General features: G+C 45.3%; 14 protein-coding genes. 4 read left to right on the plus strand and 10 right to left on the minus strand.

Annotated elements, in window-relative coordinates:
• Positions 1–30: 30 nt before the first annotated feature.
• Both MKY16_RS14435 and MKY16_RS14440 read right to left on the minus strand, forming a co-directional pair.
• Positions 31–1,104 (minus strand): M24 family metallopeptidase, encoded by a 1,074-nt coding sequence (locus MKY16_RS14435; protein WP_340885765.1) that lies wholly within the window; start codon positions 1,102–1,104, stop codon positions 31–33.
• An 81-nt stretch (positions 1,105–1,185) separates the two neighbouring features.
• The gene (locus MKY16_RS14440) at positions 1,186–1,767 is read right to left on the minus strand and encodes a YqhR family membrane protein (protein ID WP_340955816.1); all 582 of its coding nucleotides are present in this window, start codon (positions 1,765–1,767) and stop codon (positions 1,186–1,188) included.
• Between the two features lie 285 nt (positions 1,768–2,052).
• Between MKY16_RS14440 and MKY16_RS14445 the strand changes: the two genes are divergently transcribed.
• The 3 genes from MKY16_RS14445 (at position 2,053) to MKY16_RS14455 (ending at position 4,537) form a co-directional block, all read left to right on the plus strand.
• Positions 2,053–3,051, plus strand: a complete 999-nt coding sequence (locus MKY16_RS14445) for an ABC transporter substrate-binding protein (RefSeq protein ID WP_340955818.1) — start codon at positions 2,053–2,055, stop codon at positions 3,049–3,051.
• A 165-nt stretch (positions 3,052–3,216) separates the two neighbouring features.
• Positions 3,217–4,209 (plus strand): DUF1385 domain-containing protein, encoded by a 993-nt coding sequence (locus MKY16_RS14450; RefSeq protein WP_029517245.1) that lies wholly within the window; start codon positions 3,217–3,219, stop codon positions 4,207–4,209.
• Positions 4,210–4,216: 7 nt separating this feature from the next.
• On the plus strand, positions 4,217–4,537 hold the full coding sequence (locus MKY16_RS14455; protein WP_340955819.1) for a hypothetical protein: 321 nt from the start codon (positions 4,217–4,219) through the stop codon (positions 4,535–4,537).
• Between the two features lie 119 nt (positions 4,538–4,656).
• On the opposite strand, the gene MKY16_RS14460 is transcribed toward MKY16_RS14455, so the two are convergent.
• From MKY16_RS14460 to mntR, 3 genes are all read right to left on the minus strand, one after another.
• Complete coding sequence (locus MKY16_RS14460) at positions 4,657–5,646, minus strand: patatin-like phospholipase family protein (protein ID WP_029517243.1); 990 nt, start codon at positions 5,644–5,646, stop codon at positions 4,657–4,659.
• A 95-nt stretch (positions 5,647–5,741) separates the two neighbouring features.
• Positions 5,742–7,484 (minus strand): family 10 glycosylhydrolase, encoded by a 1,743-nt coding sequence (locus MKY16_RS14465; RefSeq protein WP_340955822.1) that lies wholly within the window; start codon positions 7,482–7,484, stop codon positions 5,742–5,744.
• 136 nt (positions 7,485–7,620) lie between these two features.
• On the minus strand, positions 7,621–8,046 hold the full coding sequence (gene mntR / locus MKY16_RS14470; protein ID WP_029517241.1) for a transcriptional regulator MntR: 426 nt from the start codon (positions 8,044–8,046) through the stop codon (positions 7,621–7,623).
• A 252-nt stretch (positions 8,047–8,298) separates the two neighbouring features.
• Here mntR and splB point away from each other — a divergent pair, with 252 nt between their 5' ends.
• Positions 8,299–9,363: a spore photoproduct lyase gene (splB, locus tag MKY16_RS14475; protein WP_023989268.1), complete on the plus strand. Its 1,065-nt coding sequence runs from the start codon at positions 8,299–8,301 to the stop codon at positions 9,361–9,363.
• Here the strand turns inward: splB and MKY16_RS14480 are convergent.
• The 5 genes from MKY16_RS14480 to MKY16_RS14500 form a co-directional block, all read right to left on the minus strand.
• Positions 9,356–10,072 carry a cytochrome c biogenesis CcdA family protein gene (locus MKY16_RS14480; protein WP_340955825.1) on the minus strand — a complete coding sequence of 239 codons (717 nt, stop codon included), beginning with the start codon at positions 10,070–10,072 and terminating at the stop codon, positions 9,356–9,358. The two genes, splB and MKY16_RS14480, sit on opposite strands and share 8 nt — an antisense overlap.
• Positions 10,073–10,232: 160 nt before the next feature.
• Positions 10,233–12,251 carry a methionine--tRNA ligase gene (metG, locus tag MKY16_RS14485; RefSeq protein ID WP_340955828.1) on the minus strand — a complete coding sequence of 673 codons (2,019 nt, stop codon included), beginning with the start codon at positions 12,249–12,251 and terminating at the stop codon, positions 10,233–10,235.
• 414 nt (positions 12,252–12,665) lie between these two features.
• On the minus strand, positions 12,666–12,956 hold the full coding sequence (yidD, locus tag MKY16_RS14490) for a membrane protein insertion efficiency factor YidD (RefSeq protein ID WP_029517238.1): 291 nt from the start codon (positions 12,954–12,956) through the stop codon (positions 12,666–12,668).
• 1 nt (position 12,957) lies between these two features.
• Positions 12,958–13,449, minus strand: a complete 492-nt coding sequence (locus tag MKY16_RS14495; RefSeq protein ID WP_039270917.1) for a Fur family transcriptional regulator — start codon at positions 13,447–13,449, stop codon at positions 12,958–12,960.
• A gap of 253 nt (positions 13,450–13,702) precedes the next feature.
• Positions 13,703–15,925, minus strand: a complete 2,223-nt coding sequence (locus MKY16_RS14500; protein WP_340955830.1) for a copper amine oxidase N-terminal domain-containing protein — start codon at positions 15,923–15,925, stop codon at positions 13,703–13,705.
• Positions 15,926–16,053 lie beyond the last annotated feature (128 nt).

Genomic DNA, 16,053 nt, shown 5'->3' on the forward strand with positions numbered 1-16,053 from the left:
AATACCCCTCCTACAGGACTGTTATCGTTATTAAACGACTGTAAATTCTTTGCTCGAATGTGTTAATAATTTGATGCCGCTATCTGTAATAACGATATCATCCTCGATCCGTACACCGCCCAATCCAGGCACATAGATACCTGGCTCGACCGTTACCACCATACCCGGCTCCAGAATATCATCACTCGCCTTCGACAGGCGTGTAGATTCATGTACTTCAAGACCCAGACCATGACCTGTACTGTGCCCGAAATTGTCTCCATAGCCATGGCTTGCAATAATATCCCGGGTCAGTGCATCCGCTTCACGGCCTGTCATGCCCGGCTTAATATGTTCAAGTGCGTGAAGTTGCGCCTTAAGTACAATATCGTAGATCTCACGCAACTGGGGCGCTAAATCCCCTTGTGTGGCCACTGTACGTGTCAAATCGGAGCAATAGCCATCCAGCAACGCACCAAAATCAAACGTAATCAGCTCGCCTGCTTGTACTAACTTAGCACTGGCTACGCCATGAGGCAATGCCGAACGAACCCCAGAAGCCACAATTGTGTCAAATGAAGAGGATGTAGCTCCCTGCTTGCGCATGAAGAATTCCATTTCCAGATCCAGCTCACGCTCGCTGACACCTGGCTTGATGTAAGGTAAAATGTGTGCAAAAGTAGCATCTGCCAAATCCGCTGCCCGCTGCATCACTTCCAGCTCTTCCGCATCCTTGTACACCCGTAATTTCTCTACAATGCCCGACACCGGAACCAGTGAAATAGGTGACAAATCTTCGCTATAAGCTTTATGCGTCGCAACAGTTACAGCGTCTTGCTCAAAGCCTGTTTCGCTGATCTGATGGGAAGACAGCAATTCTTTCACCGTTTCCATGACCTGTGCAGCGTGCTGCACTACCGTGAAGCCTTCGGCTTGTTCGGTCGCTTGCGTCATATAGCGAAAGTCAGTCAGCAAATAGCTATGGGATTCCGTAATCAGCACATAACCTGCCGAACCTGTGAAGCCTGTCAAATATCGACGATTGACAGGGCTAGTAATCAGCATAGCCCGCAGATTATGCTCGCCCAGCGCCTGCCGCAGCTTTAACACCCGGTCATTCTTCATCTTTCATTCCGCTCCCCTCTGTCAAATAACCAAATGCTATTTTAACACAGGGAATAGGCGCTTGAGAAGTTTTTGTTACGTTCAGCCCTCAGCTTTCTCAGGCTCGCGCTTTCTTTCATCCGTATACTCGACAGCAACGGTATATCCGATAAATAGTCCCCACAGTAAAAACACACAAATTTCCGTATATAAGGAATTCCATGTTAACCGATCAGGAGCATTCATCATCCCTAGCTTAGGACCTGTTAATACAAATAAAACAACCCACCAAATCAGGCCATACACAATGCCGGGTAAAGGACCCTTAAATCTGCGCAGCAACAGAGTGTACACCAGTGAAGCTACGACAGATAATCCAATAAAAAACAGTAGCCCTACCAGATGTCCCGCCATGGTGTTCATAAATGAATGCTTGAAAAAAGGCTCTGCGAGAAAACCAGGCGCTACTACGGTAAAGTGCAACTTATAAAACAGCCAGCGCAGCAATCCCCAGAGCAAACCCGAAAAAAAACCCAACTCAAGCGCAAAAGGAATGAGAGGCGTATGTATTTTGCCTGACTGCTGCCTGCCTCTACCACTGTCGTTATGATTACGTGGATCCTGAGATCCACGAGGCTGCTCCTGTTCATGTCCTATCTTGGGTATAGAGAAGGTTTCGCTCATGTTGTTTAATCCCCTTTCAATATGAAAACTTTTTCCCATCGTAAAGACTATTGCAATCGGAAATGCATGTACTTCCATCGGATTCTGCATTCCATTTTGCTGGTAGTATGCTCCAAGGGGGGAGAGTTTAACAATGAACAGGAATGCTGAATAATGGCAGCTTTCGACTTGAGTGCACGGACCCGTTTTTTACATTGACAAAATTTTAATCCTCTATCATAATATAATGGTGAAAATGATAATCATTATCATTTTATAAAAACATATATACGGGAGAACGCTTCTATGAAAAAGGGATTCATCGGGATTTTATTGTTAATGGTTTTTACGCTCACTCTGGCAGGTTGCGGAGCAGCCGACAATGCATCGGACAAAGATCAGGTAGCCACGGGTAGTAAACCGACTGACACAGCGACCGGTCCTGTGACGGTAAAGCATAATCGTGGTGAGGTCACGCTCGACAAGCCCGCACAGCGTGTCGTAGTGCTGGAATGGACATTTACAGAGGATTTGGTTGCGTTGGGCGTTCAGCCGGTGGGTAATGCTGACAATGCCAACTACAAGGTGTACGTGACACCGGAGGCGGCTCTGGATAGTAGCGTGGTCGATGTCGGCACGCGTAACGAACCGAATCTGGAAGCGATTGCTGCATTGAAGCCGGATCTGATCATTTCCAATGTTGATGGGAATGAAGCTATCTATGAGCAACTTAAGGCCATCGCTCCTACGATCGAATATAATCTGAACAATGGTAATGGCTACGATCATGATAAAATGGTAGAAATTTTTAATAGCATCGCGGTTGCTCTGGGAAAAGAAGACAAAGCTAAGCAGGTGCTTGCCGAACTGGATCAGCATTATGCTGAAGCCAAAGAAAAGCTCGCCGCTGCTGGCAAATCGGATTATCATTATGTACTGACACAAGCTTTCACTTCGCAAAATGCGGCCAGCCTCCGTATGTTTTCGGATAACTCAGTGGTCGTGGCAACACTGGCCAAGATCGGTATGATTAATGATTGGAAGCCAAGCAAAGTTGAACCGTATGGCTTTACAACCGTCGGTATTGAAGCTCTGTCTGCTGTTCAGAACAGCAACTTTATCTATATTGTGCAGCCGGACGATGATGTTTTCGGGGCACCTATGAAAAATAATTCGGTCTGGAACGGTCTGAATTTCGTTAAAGAAAAACGCACCTATCCACTGAACGGTACGACATGGACATTTGGCGGCCCCCTCTCATCAAAAGGACTGGTTGACCAGGTTGTTGGGGCAATTACGCAATAGGTTGTTTCCGAAGTTTTATAATGAGTAGCATTTATGTGAGCAGTCTGACGCTCCATAAATGCTTTTTTTATAAGCCTGTGGTTACACCAGTTTCATCTAACTAGATATTCCCTTCCAAATTCGATACAATATACAAAAAAGCATGTATTAAGAGAGGTGAGACGGTTGTCACAAGCATCCAAGCCTGTGAGCTACGGTGGTCAGGCAGTCATTGAAGGTGTCATGTTCGGCGGCAAGCGTGTCAATGTCACGGCAGTTCGCCGCAAAACTGGCGAAATCACATATTTGGAAGTACCACGCAAGGAGCAATCCTGGGTATCCAAATTCCGCAGAATTCCTTTATTGCGGGGGATTGTAAGCATCATCGACTCCAGCGCCAAAGGTACCAAGCATTTGAACTATTCAGCCGATGCGTATGCTGATGATGAAGTAGATCCGGAAGAACGCGCTGAGCAAAAGAAAAAAGAAGAATCTCGCTGGAGTCTGAGTATGATGATCGGTGTAGCGGCAGTCGGGATTATCTCCTTTTTGTTCGGCAAAATTGTGTTAACCCTCGTTCCGGTTGTTGTAGAAGACTTCCTGTTCGACGGCTTGTTTCACAGCCAAATTTTGCATAACCTCGCCGAAGGAGCCATTAAGCTGATTCTGCTGCTGGCTTATTTATGGGGCATTTCCCAAACTCCATTGATCAAACGACTGTTTCAATATCACGGTGCAGAGCATAAAGTAATTACGGCATTCGAAGCTGGAGAAGAACTAACCCCGGCCAATGTGCAAAAATACAGCCGTTTGCATTACCGCTGCGGTAGCAGCTTTATTATGCTGACCGTGATCATCGGGGTACTAGTCTATTCCCTATTCACCTACGATAATCTGTGGGAGCGTATGGGGCAACGGCTTCTACTGCTTCCGATCGTACTGGGGCTTTCTTTTGAATTTCTCAAGCTGACCAATGCTCTTCGTGAAATTCCGGTACTTCGTTATTTAGGTTACCCCGGTCTGTGGCTGCAACTACTTACCACCAAAGAACCGACTGATGATCAAGTGGAGGTATCCATTGCCTCATTTAAGCGTATGCTTGAATTGGATGCTGAGTTGGAAAATGTACCTGTAAAGGAGACCTTCAACAGTCCTGCACTTGATCCTGTGAAAGGATGAGTGAATAATGAACAGACATGCTGTTATTTTCTGGCTTACCCTTGCTTTGGGTGCATATGGGATTGTGGATATGCTGTGGAGAGGAAGTTGGGGCTTTCTCATGAGTTTACTCATTCCCGTCCTTGTTTTTGCAGTTATATTTCTGCTATACAAATACCTGCCAGGACAAAGCAATCGTACTCCCAAAATCAAACCCTCTGTGCGCACCATGGCCAAAACAGCCAACGCACGTAAGCAGCAGACTACGAGCAAGCGCAAAGCGTATCCTTTTCATGTGATTGAAGGTTCCAAGGGCAAAAATGAAGAAGAACAACCTAAATATCATTAACGATAATAATCATCCTTTAAAATGCAACACAAAGGAGCCGTCACCCGCATATTCAAATATGACCGGGAAGAGGCTCCTTTTTTACACCCTTTTAAATTACTTTAACTGCCAATTAGTGTTCATTTCATAGCGTACATGGTATCCTTCATCAATTGGTATTTGCTATACTGCTGCTGGTAAGAAGTGATGCTCCATTTGTGGAAAAAAGCATCCCCTGCCTGCACACCGGAAGCATACAGCAAATCACTTTGCACTGTAGAAATGTTAAATTGTGCAGTGCGGATCCCCAATGTTGGAATTTTAATCGTCCGATACCGATTCTCCTGCTCAATATATCGTTCATCGTGTGCTGATAGCATGGTATCAAAAATAGCCTGTAGCATGGTCAATGGACCCCGTATATAAGAAACTTTGGTCTCCGTACCCGTCTTGCCCACCATTTGAAACCCTACCGTTGGAATCGTTTTGGCCTCTCGTTCATTTACAGGCTCATCAAAAAGCCACAAAGGCAAATTGCTTAGTAAAGCCCCATCAACTACAAATACAAATTGCTGGGAAAAGGTTTTTCCCTTGGCAAGTGCAGAATCAAGTCTTAACATAACGGGATCAAAAAAGTAAGGGATACTTGTGCTCATCCGAATGGCCTTTGCTACCTCCAGTGAAGAAGGATTTATACCGAAACGTTTGATATCCTCAGGAAGCACCAGAATGCGTCCATTCGTGATATCTGATGCAATAATGCGCAGTTTGCCAGGAGGTAAATCCGCAAACGTACGCACTCCCTTAGCTCGTAACAGCTCACGTACCCAGTGCTCCAGTGCCTCCCCTGAATAGAGACCTTTTTTAAGAAAGATACGAGCTGCTGGTCCAACCCACTTAATATTGAACACTGGAGAACGTCGTAACAACTTAACCAAGGGGGTTTTCTCAATTACGGCTTTCATTTCATCCGCAGAGTATCCCGCAGCCAATAAAGCAGCTACAATAGCACCTGATGATGTACCTGCCAAACGATTGAATACAATTCCATGCTCCTCCGCAGCCTTAACTGCACCCGCCAGCGAAATTCCCTTAACCCCTCCACCCTGGAACACAGCATTGATCAGCATAGATCAAAAAACCTCCGTTCTCTTGGGAGTAAGCAGTTCTACTGCTTATCTATGAGAACGGAGGCCCAAATAGAACCTATATGATCCAATTTATATCACATTTGATAATAATTTTGAAGAAGCTGAATGAGTCCATATGGATTTTTACGCAAATGCTGTGCACTAAAGTAAATATCCCCTTTGACCTGTTTATAATCTTTGTTCAGTTCAAGCTGCTTAATTAGCTCTTGAGCCGTTTGCCAGCCCTTTTCAGGGGTGCCGATTTTATACGGAGAATGACCGATATATAGCTTAACATCTGAATTTTTGACCTCATTGGACCACCATGCGACAAGCTTGTCATATCCAGCCGCAGGGAAACCGATACTCCAGTAAATTTGTGGAGCTACATAGTCAATCCATTCTTTGTTAATCCAGGTTCTCACATCCGCAAACGTCGTATCATACGCTGTAACGCCTGCCTTCGTGTCTGAACCCGTTAAGTCCTGAGATTTGTTGCGCCACACTCCAAATGGGCTAATTCCGAATTGAACTTTAGACTTGCTGGCATGAATGCTTTTGCCCAAATCGCGAACAAAACTGTTCACATTATCTCTCCGCCAGTCGCCCTTATTAGAGATTTTGTTGGCATTATATGCTTTGAAGGTCGCATCATCATCAAAAGTCCCGCTGTAAGGATAAAAATAATCGTCCAAATGGACGCCGTCAATATCGTATCCGTCCACGACCTCCATAATCGCCGCAATGACATGCTGACGTGCAGCCGGAATTCCTGGATTGATGTACAATTGGCTACCATTCTTAACAATCCAGTCCGGGTGCTGATTAGCCACATGGTTTGCAGCCAAACCGCTGGTTGTTCCTGTAGAATTCGCACGGAACGGATTAAACCAGGCATGGAATTCCATCCCTCGCTTATGCGATTCGCTAATCATAAATTTCAAGGGATCATAGCCTGGATTTTTACCTTGGGTGTTGGTCAAATACTTGCTCCAGGGTACGAGACTCGACGGGTAGAGCGCATCACCGCTGGCACGAACCTGAACAAATACCGCATTGATGCCCATCCCCTGCAAATCATCAAGCATTTTAGTAAACTCCTGCTTTTGCTTCTCGGAGCTGCTTCGAGCAGCGGAAGAAGGCCAATCTCCATTAATGGTAGAAATCCATGCCCCACGCATGGAGGTTGAAGCCTTTACCTGAACAACATTTGCCTGTGAAGAACTTGAACCGTCCTCACTAGTAGACGTTGACGGTGAAGTGACAACCGTCTGCTCATTATCGCTGGCTCCCTGATCCGTACTTACACTCTCCTGATTGCCAGATGCAGACATATCTGATGTGGAAGCACTGTTTCCCGCCGAGCTACTCCCACCCGTAGAGACACCTTCCTTACCACTGCTTAACGTAATGACTCGCTCTGAAGCTCGCCAATCCACTTTTAATCCCAACTCTTCCCCAACAAAACGCAGTGGCACCATGACTCTTCCGCTTGTCATACGGGCAGATGCATCCAGTCGAACTGACTTACCATTCACCGTAGCGCTTTGTGCACCATTCTCCATAGATATATTTTTGTTCTGTGCTGTAATCGTTACCGTACCGGACGATTCCGACCAGTTGACCTGAGCGCCCAATCCCTCACTAATCACTCGCAAAGGAACCATCGTAACATTGGCTCCCTGTACAATATACGGTGATGCGTCACTTTGCAGGGACTGTCCGTCCAATATAATTTCAATATCACCAGTTGAAGCTGCTTGAACTCCAGGAACGATGGCAGTCTGCACTGCTAAGAGTATGCCTGCAGCCAATGCCACTATTTTCTTTCGATTCATATTATTACAATCCTCCGCTAACCCTGTTAATTTTAACCCCTATCTTGTCCTGCTATATAATGGATAGACGCTAATCACCGGATATTTGTTGCGGTCGGAACAAATAAAAAAGCATCGTCCATAAGGACAGATGCTTTTAGGAATCTCCACTCAATTCCTTGTGTATGTCATGAAGCTGGCGCAAGCGATCTTCATCCCGACGAAAATATTCAACCAATGTTTCGATACGGGTGATGGAATCCCAGCTCAAATGATGCTCAATACCTTCCACATCTTTATATATCAGGTCCTTCTCAACCCCAATCATATCCAGAAATTGCTCTAATAACTGATGGCGATCAACCAACCGTTTGCCGACCTTTTTCCCTTTTGGTGTCAAAATCAGTCCCCGATACTTCTCATATACAAGATAATCGTCCTTATCCAACTTCTGAATCATTTTGGTGACGGACGAAGGATGCACCTCTAAACCCTCTGCGATGTCCGAGACACGAGCATATCCCTTCTCATCAATCAGTTGGTAAATGCGTTCCAAATAATCTTCCATGCTTGGCGTTGGCACTTGTTTCCCTCTTTTCTGTTATTGAACGGGCGCTTACCGCCTTCATTTCCTGCGTTAAACCTACTATGTAATGATACATGTTATCATTGCCCATTGGCAAGTCTCATCCCTTCACTCACATCTATTGCCACGATTTGTTCAATTTAAGCCGGGTACACTAATATCGTCGTCCCTGTATCGTTTACTTCTGCGGCAATATGTTAAAGTTGGACACCAGAGCACTGTGGATTTATTTTGAAAGGAGCGTTAGCCATGTCTACGCTTGAGCGTACTCCTGTCCAAACCAGAGGAACCAAGCCATTTTTGCCTGACCTGGTGTTTTTTGAGCCAGACGCACTAAATTATCCCAAGGGCCAGCGTATTATGGATTGGGTTAAAGCCAAGGATATTCCGTACCGGATGACTACCTCTCACAACCGAATTACCAATTTACCAGGTGAAACTGAAGTTGAAAAGTACCGAATGGCAAAAAAAACTTTGGTAGTTGGTATCCGTAAAACGTTAACTTTTGATCAATCCAAGCCTTCTGCTGAATATGCCATCCCCATTTCGACTGGTTGCATGGGGCATTGTCACTACTGTTATTTACAAACAACCTTGGGAGCAAAGCCGTATATTCGTGTATATGTCAACACTGACGATATCTTATCAGCAGCTAAAGCTTATATCGAGGAGCGTGCGCCTGAAATTACCCGTTTTGAAGCAGCTTGTACCTCCGATCCGGTTGGTTTGGAGCATATCACCGGAACGCTTGGAGACTTGATTCGTTTCATGGCAGATGAGGAATTTGGCCGTCTGCGTTTTGTTACTAAATATCATCATGTTGATCCATTGCTGGATATTAAACATAATGGTCATACTCGCATCCGCTTTAGCATTAATTCCGATTATGTTATTAAACAGTTTGAACCTGCAACTTCCCGCTTCGAGGAACGTATTGAAGCCGCGGGCAAAATCGCACGAGCCGGTTATCCGCTGGGGTTCATCATTGCACCCATCATCTGGTATGACGGCTGGGAAGAAGGTTACGGCGAGTTACTGCGCAAATTGGGAGAAACCTTGCCCCAGCATGCTACAAAAGATTTGACGTTCGAATTAATACAGCATCGCTTCACCAAAACATCCAAAGCTGTCATCGAGAAACGTTATCCGAAAACTAAGCTGGAGATGGACATAGAGAAACGCAAGAAAAAATGGGGACGCTGGGGACAAAACAAATACGTTTATCCCGATGAACAGCAAAATGCACTGCGAGAGTTTATCACAGAGCGTATTTTTGAACATTTTCCTTTAAGTCGTATTGAGTATTTCACATAACTAGCATCCAACCCTGGGTAATCCGTTGTAAAAATAGCGTTACATCGGTCATATGATCCGTTACCAGTAAAATGCCAGTGATAACAAGTAGTATGCCACCTGTTTTGATGAGGATGGAGGTATAGCGAGAGGATAGCCGAACAGAGCCTACCAGCAAAGCTAATACAAAAAATGGAATCGCAAACCCGAGCGCATAGCCTGTAATCAGTTTGAACCAAATGTGATGCTCTACTGCAGCCAAAGCGATAATAGCTGTTAGCATGGGACCGATACAGGGCGACCAGCCTGCCGCAAAACCAATTCCGATTACAAAGGAACCGGCGTACCCGGCAGGCTTCCATGTCCAGCGAAGCTTATGCTCCCTCATTAGAATCAAAGGACTTACCACACCGAGAGATACCAGTCCCATTAGTAAAATAAGTAACCCTGCTACCACTCTTAGCGTATCCCCATAATTGGCAAACCATTCACCAAGCAACCCGACACCTGCACCCAGTGAATAGAAAACGACCGAAAAGCCCAGTACAAAAGCAAGTGTATGCCCCATCGTACGATAACGAACCTCGGCCTTATGCCGTCCTTCAGCCAGTTCACGCGCAGACATCCCTGTCATATACGATAAATAAGATGGATACAGCGGTAAACAACACGGTGAAAAAAAAGAAACCAGTCCGGCTACGATCGCCAATCCGGCGTTAATATCTGTCATCCTCATTTCCTCCCCTGTCTTAAGTGAACACGAGCAAACAAGCCCTGCCTATTAAACATACGTGTAGCGGGAGCAAAATATGATGCACGCCAAAAAGCGCATGCCCAAGAAGAATGATTCTCGGGCATACGCTCATTACATTCTTTTATTAACTAGCGTACTACTTTACAACTGCACCATTCGGCATACCTTCCGGTACGGTGGCGAGCGTAAGCTGATCTCCATGTGAAGCTGCCAAAATCATACCTTGCGACAGCTCTCCCCGAAGTTTTACCGGCTTAAGATTGGTCACACAGATCACCTTGCGCCCAATGATATCTTCAGGTGTATAAAACTTCGCAATCCCTGATACTACTTGCCGCTGCTCATAACCAAGATCAAGTTGGAGCTTCAACAGTTTATCTGCCTTCTTCACAGGCTCGCAAGCGACGACCTGAGCAACGCGCAGTTCTACCTTGGCAAAATCCTCAATGCCAATCTCTTCCTTTGCCTCCGGCGCTTCCTGGCTCGCCTCAGATGCATTCTGTGGTTGAACTTGTGTCGTAGCTTCCTCTGGTTTCTTACCTCCTGTCATTGCTTCCACGATAAAAGCAACCTCTTGCTCTGAATCCAGACGCGGGAAGATCGGATTACCTTTGACCAACTGTGTTCCTTCCGGAATACAACCAAAATGCTTGCCGCTATCCCATGTAGTCAGCTCACCTTGGCTAATACCGAGCTGTTCCCAAATTTTATGAGGAGCACGGGTTAAGAATGGCTGAAGTAAGATGGAAGCGATGCGCAAGCTTTCTACCAAATGCAACATAACCGATGCCAATTCACGACGTTTTGCCTCATCCTTAGCCAAATTCCATGGTTGCGTCTCGTCAATATATTTGTTGCTACGGCTAATAAATTGGCTAATCGCCGTTAATGCCACGGAAAACTCCATGTTTTCCATGGCTTCTTCTACTTTGCTATATGTCGATGTTGCCATGTCTTCCAGAGCTTCGTCGAATGCTGTTACATTCGCTTCATAAGCCGGAACCTTGCTGTCAAAATATTTATCTACCATCGCCACGGTACGATTCAACAAGTTGCCCAGATCATTTGCCAAATCCGAATTAACTCGATCTACAAAACTTTCTGGTGTAAATGTTCCATCTGCCCCAAAAGGCACCTCGCGCAGCAAGTAGTAACGAAGTTGGTCCAGACCATAACGGTCAATCAACGTTACCGGGTCTACCACATTGCCTTTAGATTTCGACATTTTACCATCTTTCATGAGTAACCAACCATGTGCAAATACTTTTTTAGGTAACGGAAGATCCAGTGCCATCAGCATGATTGGCCAATATATCGTGTGGAACCGTACAATCTCTTTACCTACGATATGCACATTTGCTGGCCAAAATTTATCGTACAGCTCAGTATTAGAAGAGCCATATCCCAAGGCTGTGATGTAGTTGGAAAGTGCGTCAATCCAAACGTATACGACATGCTTCGGGTCCCCCTTGACCTTAACACCCCAGTCAAAAGTTGTACGGGAAACAGCCAGATCCTCTAGCCCCGGCTTGATGAAGTTGTTAATCATTTCTTTTTTCCGGGATTCCGGTTGGATAAACTGCGGGTTCTCTTCATAAAATTGCAGCAACCGATCAGCATACTTGCTCATACGGAAAAAGTAGCTCTCTTCCTTGACCAATTCTACAGGGTGTCCACTATCCGGGCTCTTACCTCCAGTCACATTGCCTTCGGCGTCCTTCACTACGTCAACCAGCTGAGTTTCTGTGTAGTAAGTCTCGTCAGGAATGCTGTACCAGCCTTCGTATTCTCCCTTGTAAATATCGCCTTGTTTTAATAAACGATCAAAGATTTCCTGTACGACAGCCTTATGACGTTCCTCCGTAGTACGGATAAAATCGTCATTAGAAATGTCGAGCTTCCGCCATAGGTCTTGGATGCCTGCCACAATGTCATCTACGAAACGTTGTGGCGTTTTGCCAGCTGCACTTGCCTTTTGCTCAATCTTCTGACCATGCTCATCCGTTCCTGTCAAATAACGCACTTCATAACCGCGTAGCCGCTTGTAACGGGCCATGGCATCTCCCGCAACTGTCGTGTAAGCATGACCTATATGTAGCTTGTCGCTCGGATAATAGATCGGTGTCGTAATGTAAAATGTGTTCTCATTGGACATGTATGTTGCCTCCTGTTTTGTTCACGGCAGCTCGATAAGACCTGCTGACATGATGGTACTCCAATTTATGAATTTGGCACAAATTGGGCACAAAAAAGACCCCCGCCCCTATGGGACGAGAGTCACCTCACGCGTTACCACCCAATTTTCCTGTATCCTCGCAGACTACAGGCTTCACCGGTCACATCTGACCGCCCATTAACGCTGGAACACGCCTCCCCCTTACGTTTGCCTCCCGTGCACAAATAACTGTGGCAAATACGCTCGAAAAAGGTTCCTCCAGGACCATATTCAGGCTTCACTCCAGACCGGTTTGCAGCTAACCCCGGCTCTCTGTACTGGACAATTCACCCTACTCATCCCTTCGCAGGAAAACAATATTAACCAAAATATAACCAAATCCGCATAGCGCTGTCAAGTCAGACTCTTCTCGGAATGAGTAGCCAAACGATCTTCGCTAGACCTGTCTGTCTCCTTTTTTGCAGGAGGAACCAAATCTACGCCTCCTGGATGAAAGGGATGGCATTTGGCTATACGCTTAGTAGCAAGCCATGAACCTTTGAGCGCACCATGCACTTCTACCGCCTCCAACGCGTACGCTGAACACGTTGGATAGAATCGGCAGGTAGCCGGCTTTAACGGTGAAATATAGGAACGATAAAACTTAATCGGAGCCTGTACCACTCTGCGTGTGGTGATTTTCATTTCAGTAGCCCCCGTGGCTGTGAGTGTGACTGCTCGTCTGTCTGAATCCCCCATCCGAATTACTATCAGTATGTCCATTCTTCTGTTGACATTCTTTACAATAACCAAAAATTTCAAACTTGTGCTCGACGATTTGGAATTGATCCGTTGTATCCGTCATTTGCATTGGGCAAAAAGAAATCGGTAATGTTTTCTGACAGCTCAAGCAAATCATATGGTGATGGTGATGATGCTCATTACAGCTCACCTTGAACTTCATTCCATCCTCAAAAGATACCTGTTCCAGCACACCTAATTCCTGCATTACACGCAAATTACGATAAACTGTATCAAAGCTAAGTCCACTGTACTTCTTACCCATATATTCATAAACGTCTTTGGGGGACAGATACCCTTCATTCTCGGAAAATAACGTGGCCAACGTTTTGCGCTGATCTGTAATACGCAGCCCCTGAGCGGACATTGTTGCAATAATCTCATCCTTTGTCAGCATGCGTTTCACCCTCCCCTGTCTGTAGTTTCAGGTTTTCTGATGCAGGCTTAGGCTTGCATCTATTTATTATACCACGATTAAAGTCAATATTATAAGAGATATTCGCATCTATACATAAGAAAAAGACGCTCTCCAGCGCTACGATCAAATTCGCAGCAGGAGAACGCCTATATTCTGCAAGTGACATCGACTTTTAAACGGTGAATGACGAGACCCAAGGTCTAAGCCGGTAAACAGTACCGGTTAATTCATATTAATTTTTAATAGCTGGTAAAGGCATAACTACTACGGAAACCGGCAAGTTACTTCCTGCAGCAGCAGTGAAATACATCTCTACACTTTCCTCGATATGCCCTGTGCGATACAGCACACTCATCTCATTTGGAGCCCATACCGAGCCGTTTGTCGGGATACCCACAACCTGATTGTTTACCATCGCATAGCCGGAATATTCGCCTCCACGCGGGTTGAACGTAATCAGTGAATACGGCGCTACATGATCCAATTTAACTTTATATACAACACCAAAATTACCGGCATTGGAAGCAGAAGAGCCGTCCAGACCATCCGTACCAATCAGGTTCGGGTCTACCTTATTATCGCCAAGAACGATACGTTGAGCTGTTTTACCAACCTCTTCGGTATAATTCAGCGCGATATCAGCATTAGCGTACGTTCCACGGTTATGAATACCGTCCTTAGGCAGTTTTGCCAAAGTAGGCAACACGGTCAACGGATCTGTATTTGCATCTAACACAATTACCGTGTATTGAATAGGTTGATCCGTATATAAATCGGATAACAGAGAAATGACTTGTTTTTGCTTGATTTTTTGTGCGTTCAGATCCTGTAAAACAATGCGACTTTCGCCAGGATTTAGAACTGTGCTAGAACGCTTGCTTCCATCCTGCATGGATTGAAAATATCGTTGAATCGAGACTTTACCCGCAGCTGTTGCAAATTCAGATGGTCCGGCAAAACCGGAATTTTCGACATTCATGTTGGCAGGAGTAATATTGTTGTTGGTTGCAATCACGTACATTTTCACATCTCGACCCGTTTCATTCACATGATGGACGAGTATGCGCGTGCTTCCTGATCCGGTTTCCTGATACACAATACCGTCCTGAAATACACGTTCCGGGCTGTTAGCACGGATCAAAAGACGCGGTGAAGATGTAGTTGTCAAAGGAATGGTAGCCATGGTAGGTACCTGACTGCCGTCTACTGTATATTTATCACCATATGGTGTGAAGATTTTATTGAAATCATCTTCGTTGTACAGCAGTTCATTCGTAATTTTAATCGTTTCACTTTTGGTACCTGTTGCGCCGTGCTTATCAGTCACGGTTAACGTAATTGTTACATCACCTGGTTGGAAGAAGGCAAGTTTCTTGTTCTCCCAATCACGCTTAGTAATAGCATTCTCATCATCCGTACTCAGGTCCGTAAGGGTGATCTTTTCACCCATCTTGTATTCTTTTTTATCTGTAGTAAACAGAGCGACTGGCGGTTGGTTCGGCGGTCTTACTGTAATTGTAACTGAGTAAGGATCACTCCAGTTTCCAGCAGAGTCAAGAACAGAATAGGTAACTACATATGTACCCGGCTCCTGAAATACGTCCTGCTTACCTTCCCAACGTTGGTTCACAATCGGTAGACCTGTAGGAGAAGATTCCTTCGTCAAATACGTAACTTGGGTTTCGCCCGCATAGATATCTTTTTGCTGAACCGTGAAGGAAGCTTTAGGCTTCTGATTCAAATCCATGATAACTTGTTTAGTCGTATTATTCACAGTATAAGGAATATTTAAGGCCTGTGTAATCGAGGTCAACGGCACCATAAATACGTTCTTTTGCTGAAAAGCCGGTCCCTTCATTTGTCTGGCTTCACCGTTAACCGTATAAACCTTGCTGTCTGTTTTGAAGCGCATGACATTTGTTCCTTGTGTGATTACGGTTTCTTTGGTGGCAGTGTCATAACTAAACTGCAATCCGACACGGCTGACAAGTGAACGGATAGCTACATAGGAAACTCCGTCCTTAACAGTCATCGGCTGAGTTGCCGTATATACCTGTCCGTTTTGTTCCATTTTCGCGCTGTTTAAATACAAAATCAGTTGATTAGCCCCCATGTTTGTTGGAGCTCCACCAGGATTGGTGATCGTTCCGTCTCCACCGTATACATCATTGGATACGTTCGATCCGTTGGTTGTATCCGTAGGTAGGCCAGTCAATGGATCATTGGTTACGCCTGTGTTATCTGGTGTTACCGTGTTGTTTTGTGTGCCTGTTCCCTCTTGAGCTCCGATACTATTCTGAACGCTGGAATCAGCAACATTGGTCTGAGCCTGCTGTGCGCTAACCGAATCGGTGGATTGAACGGTTGTTGATGCTGCTTCTGCTCCTACAGGGGCTACTGCGGCCACCTGAGCTACCGCCAAAGCGGTGAGCATGGTCCATTTCTTGAAATTCATTGTCTGTCTCCTTCTATCACCAAATTATTATCATTCCCGTAAAAAGTCATACTATTAGACGCGTCAGTTGTTAAAAAGTTTCTGGAAATTTTGCTTATCATGAAAAAAAGGGAACTTTCTCCTGTGAC

Origin of the sequence: Paenibacillus sp. FSL L8-0641 (genome assembly GCF_038006265.1) — a bacterium.
GTDB lineage: Bacteria > Bacillota > Bacilli > Paenibacillales > Paenibacillaceae > Paenibacillus > Paenibacillus polymyxa_D.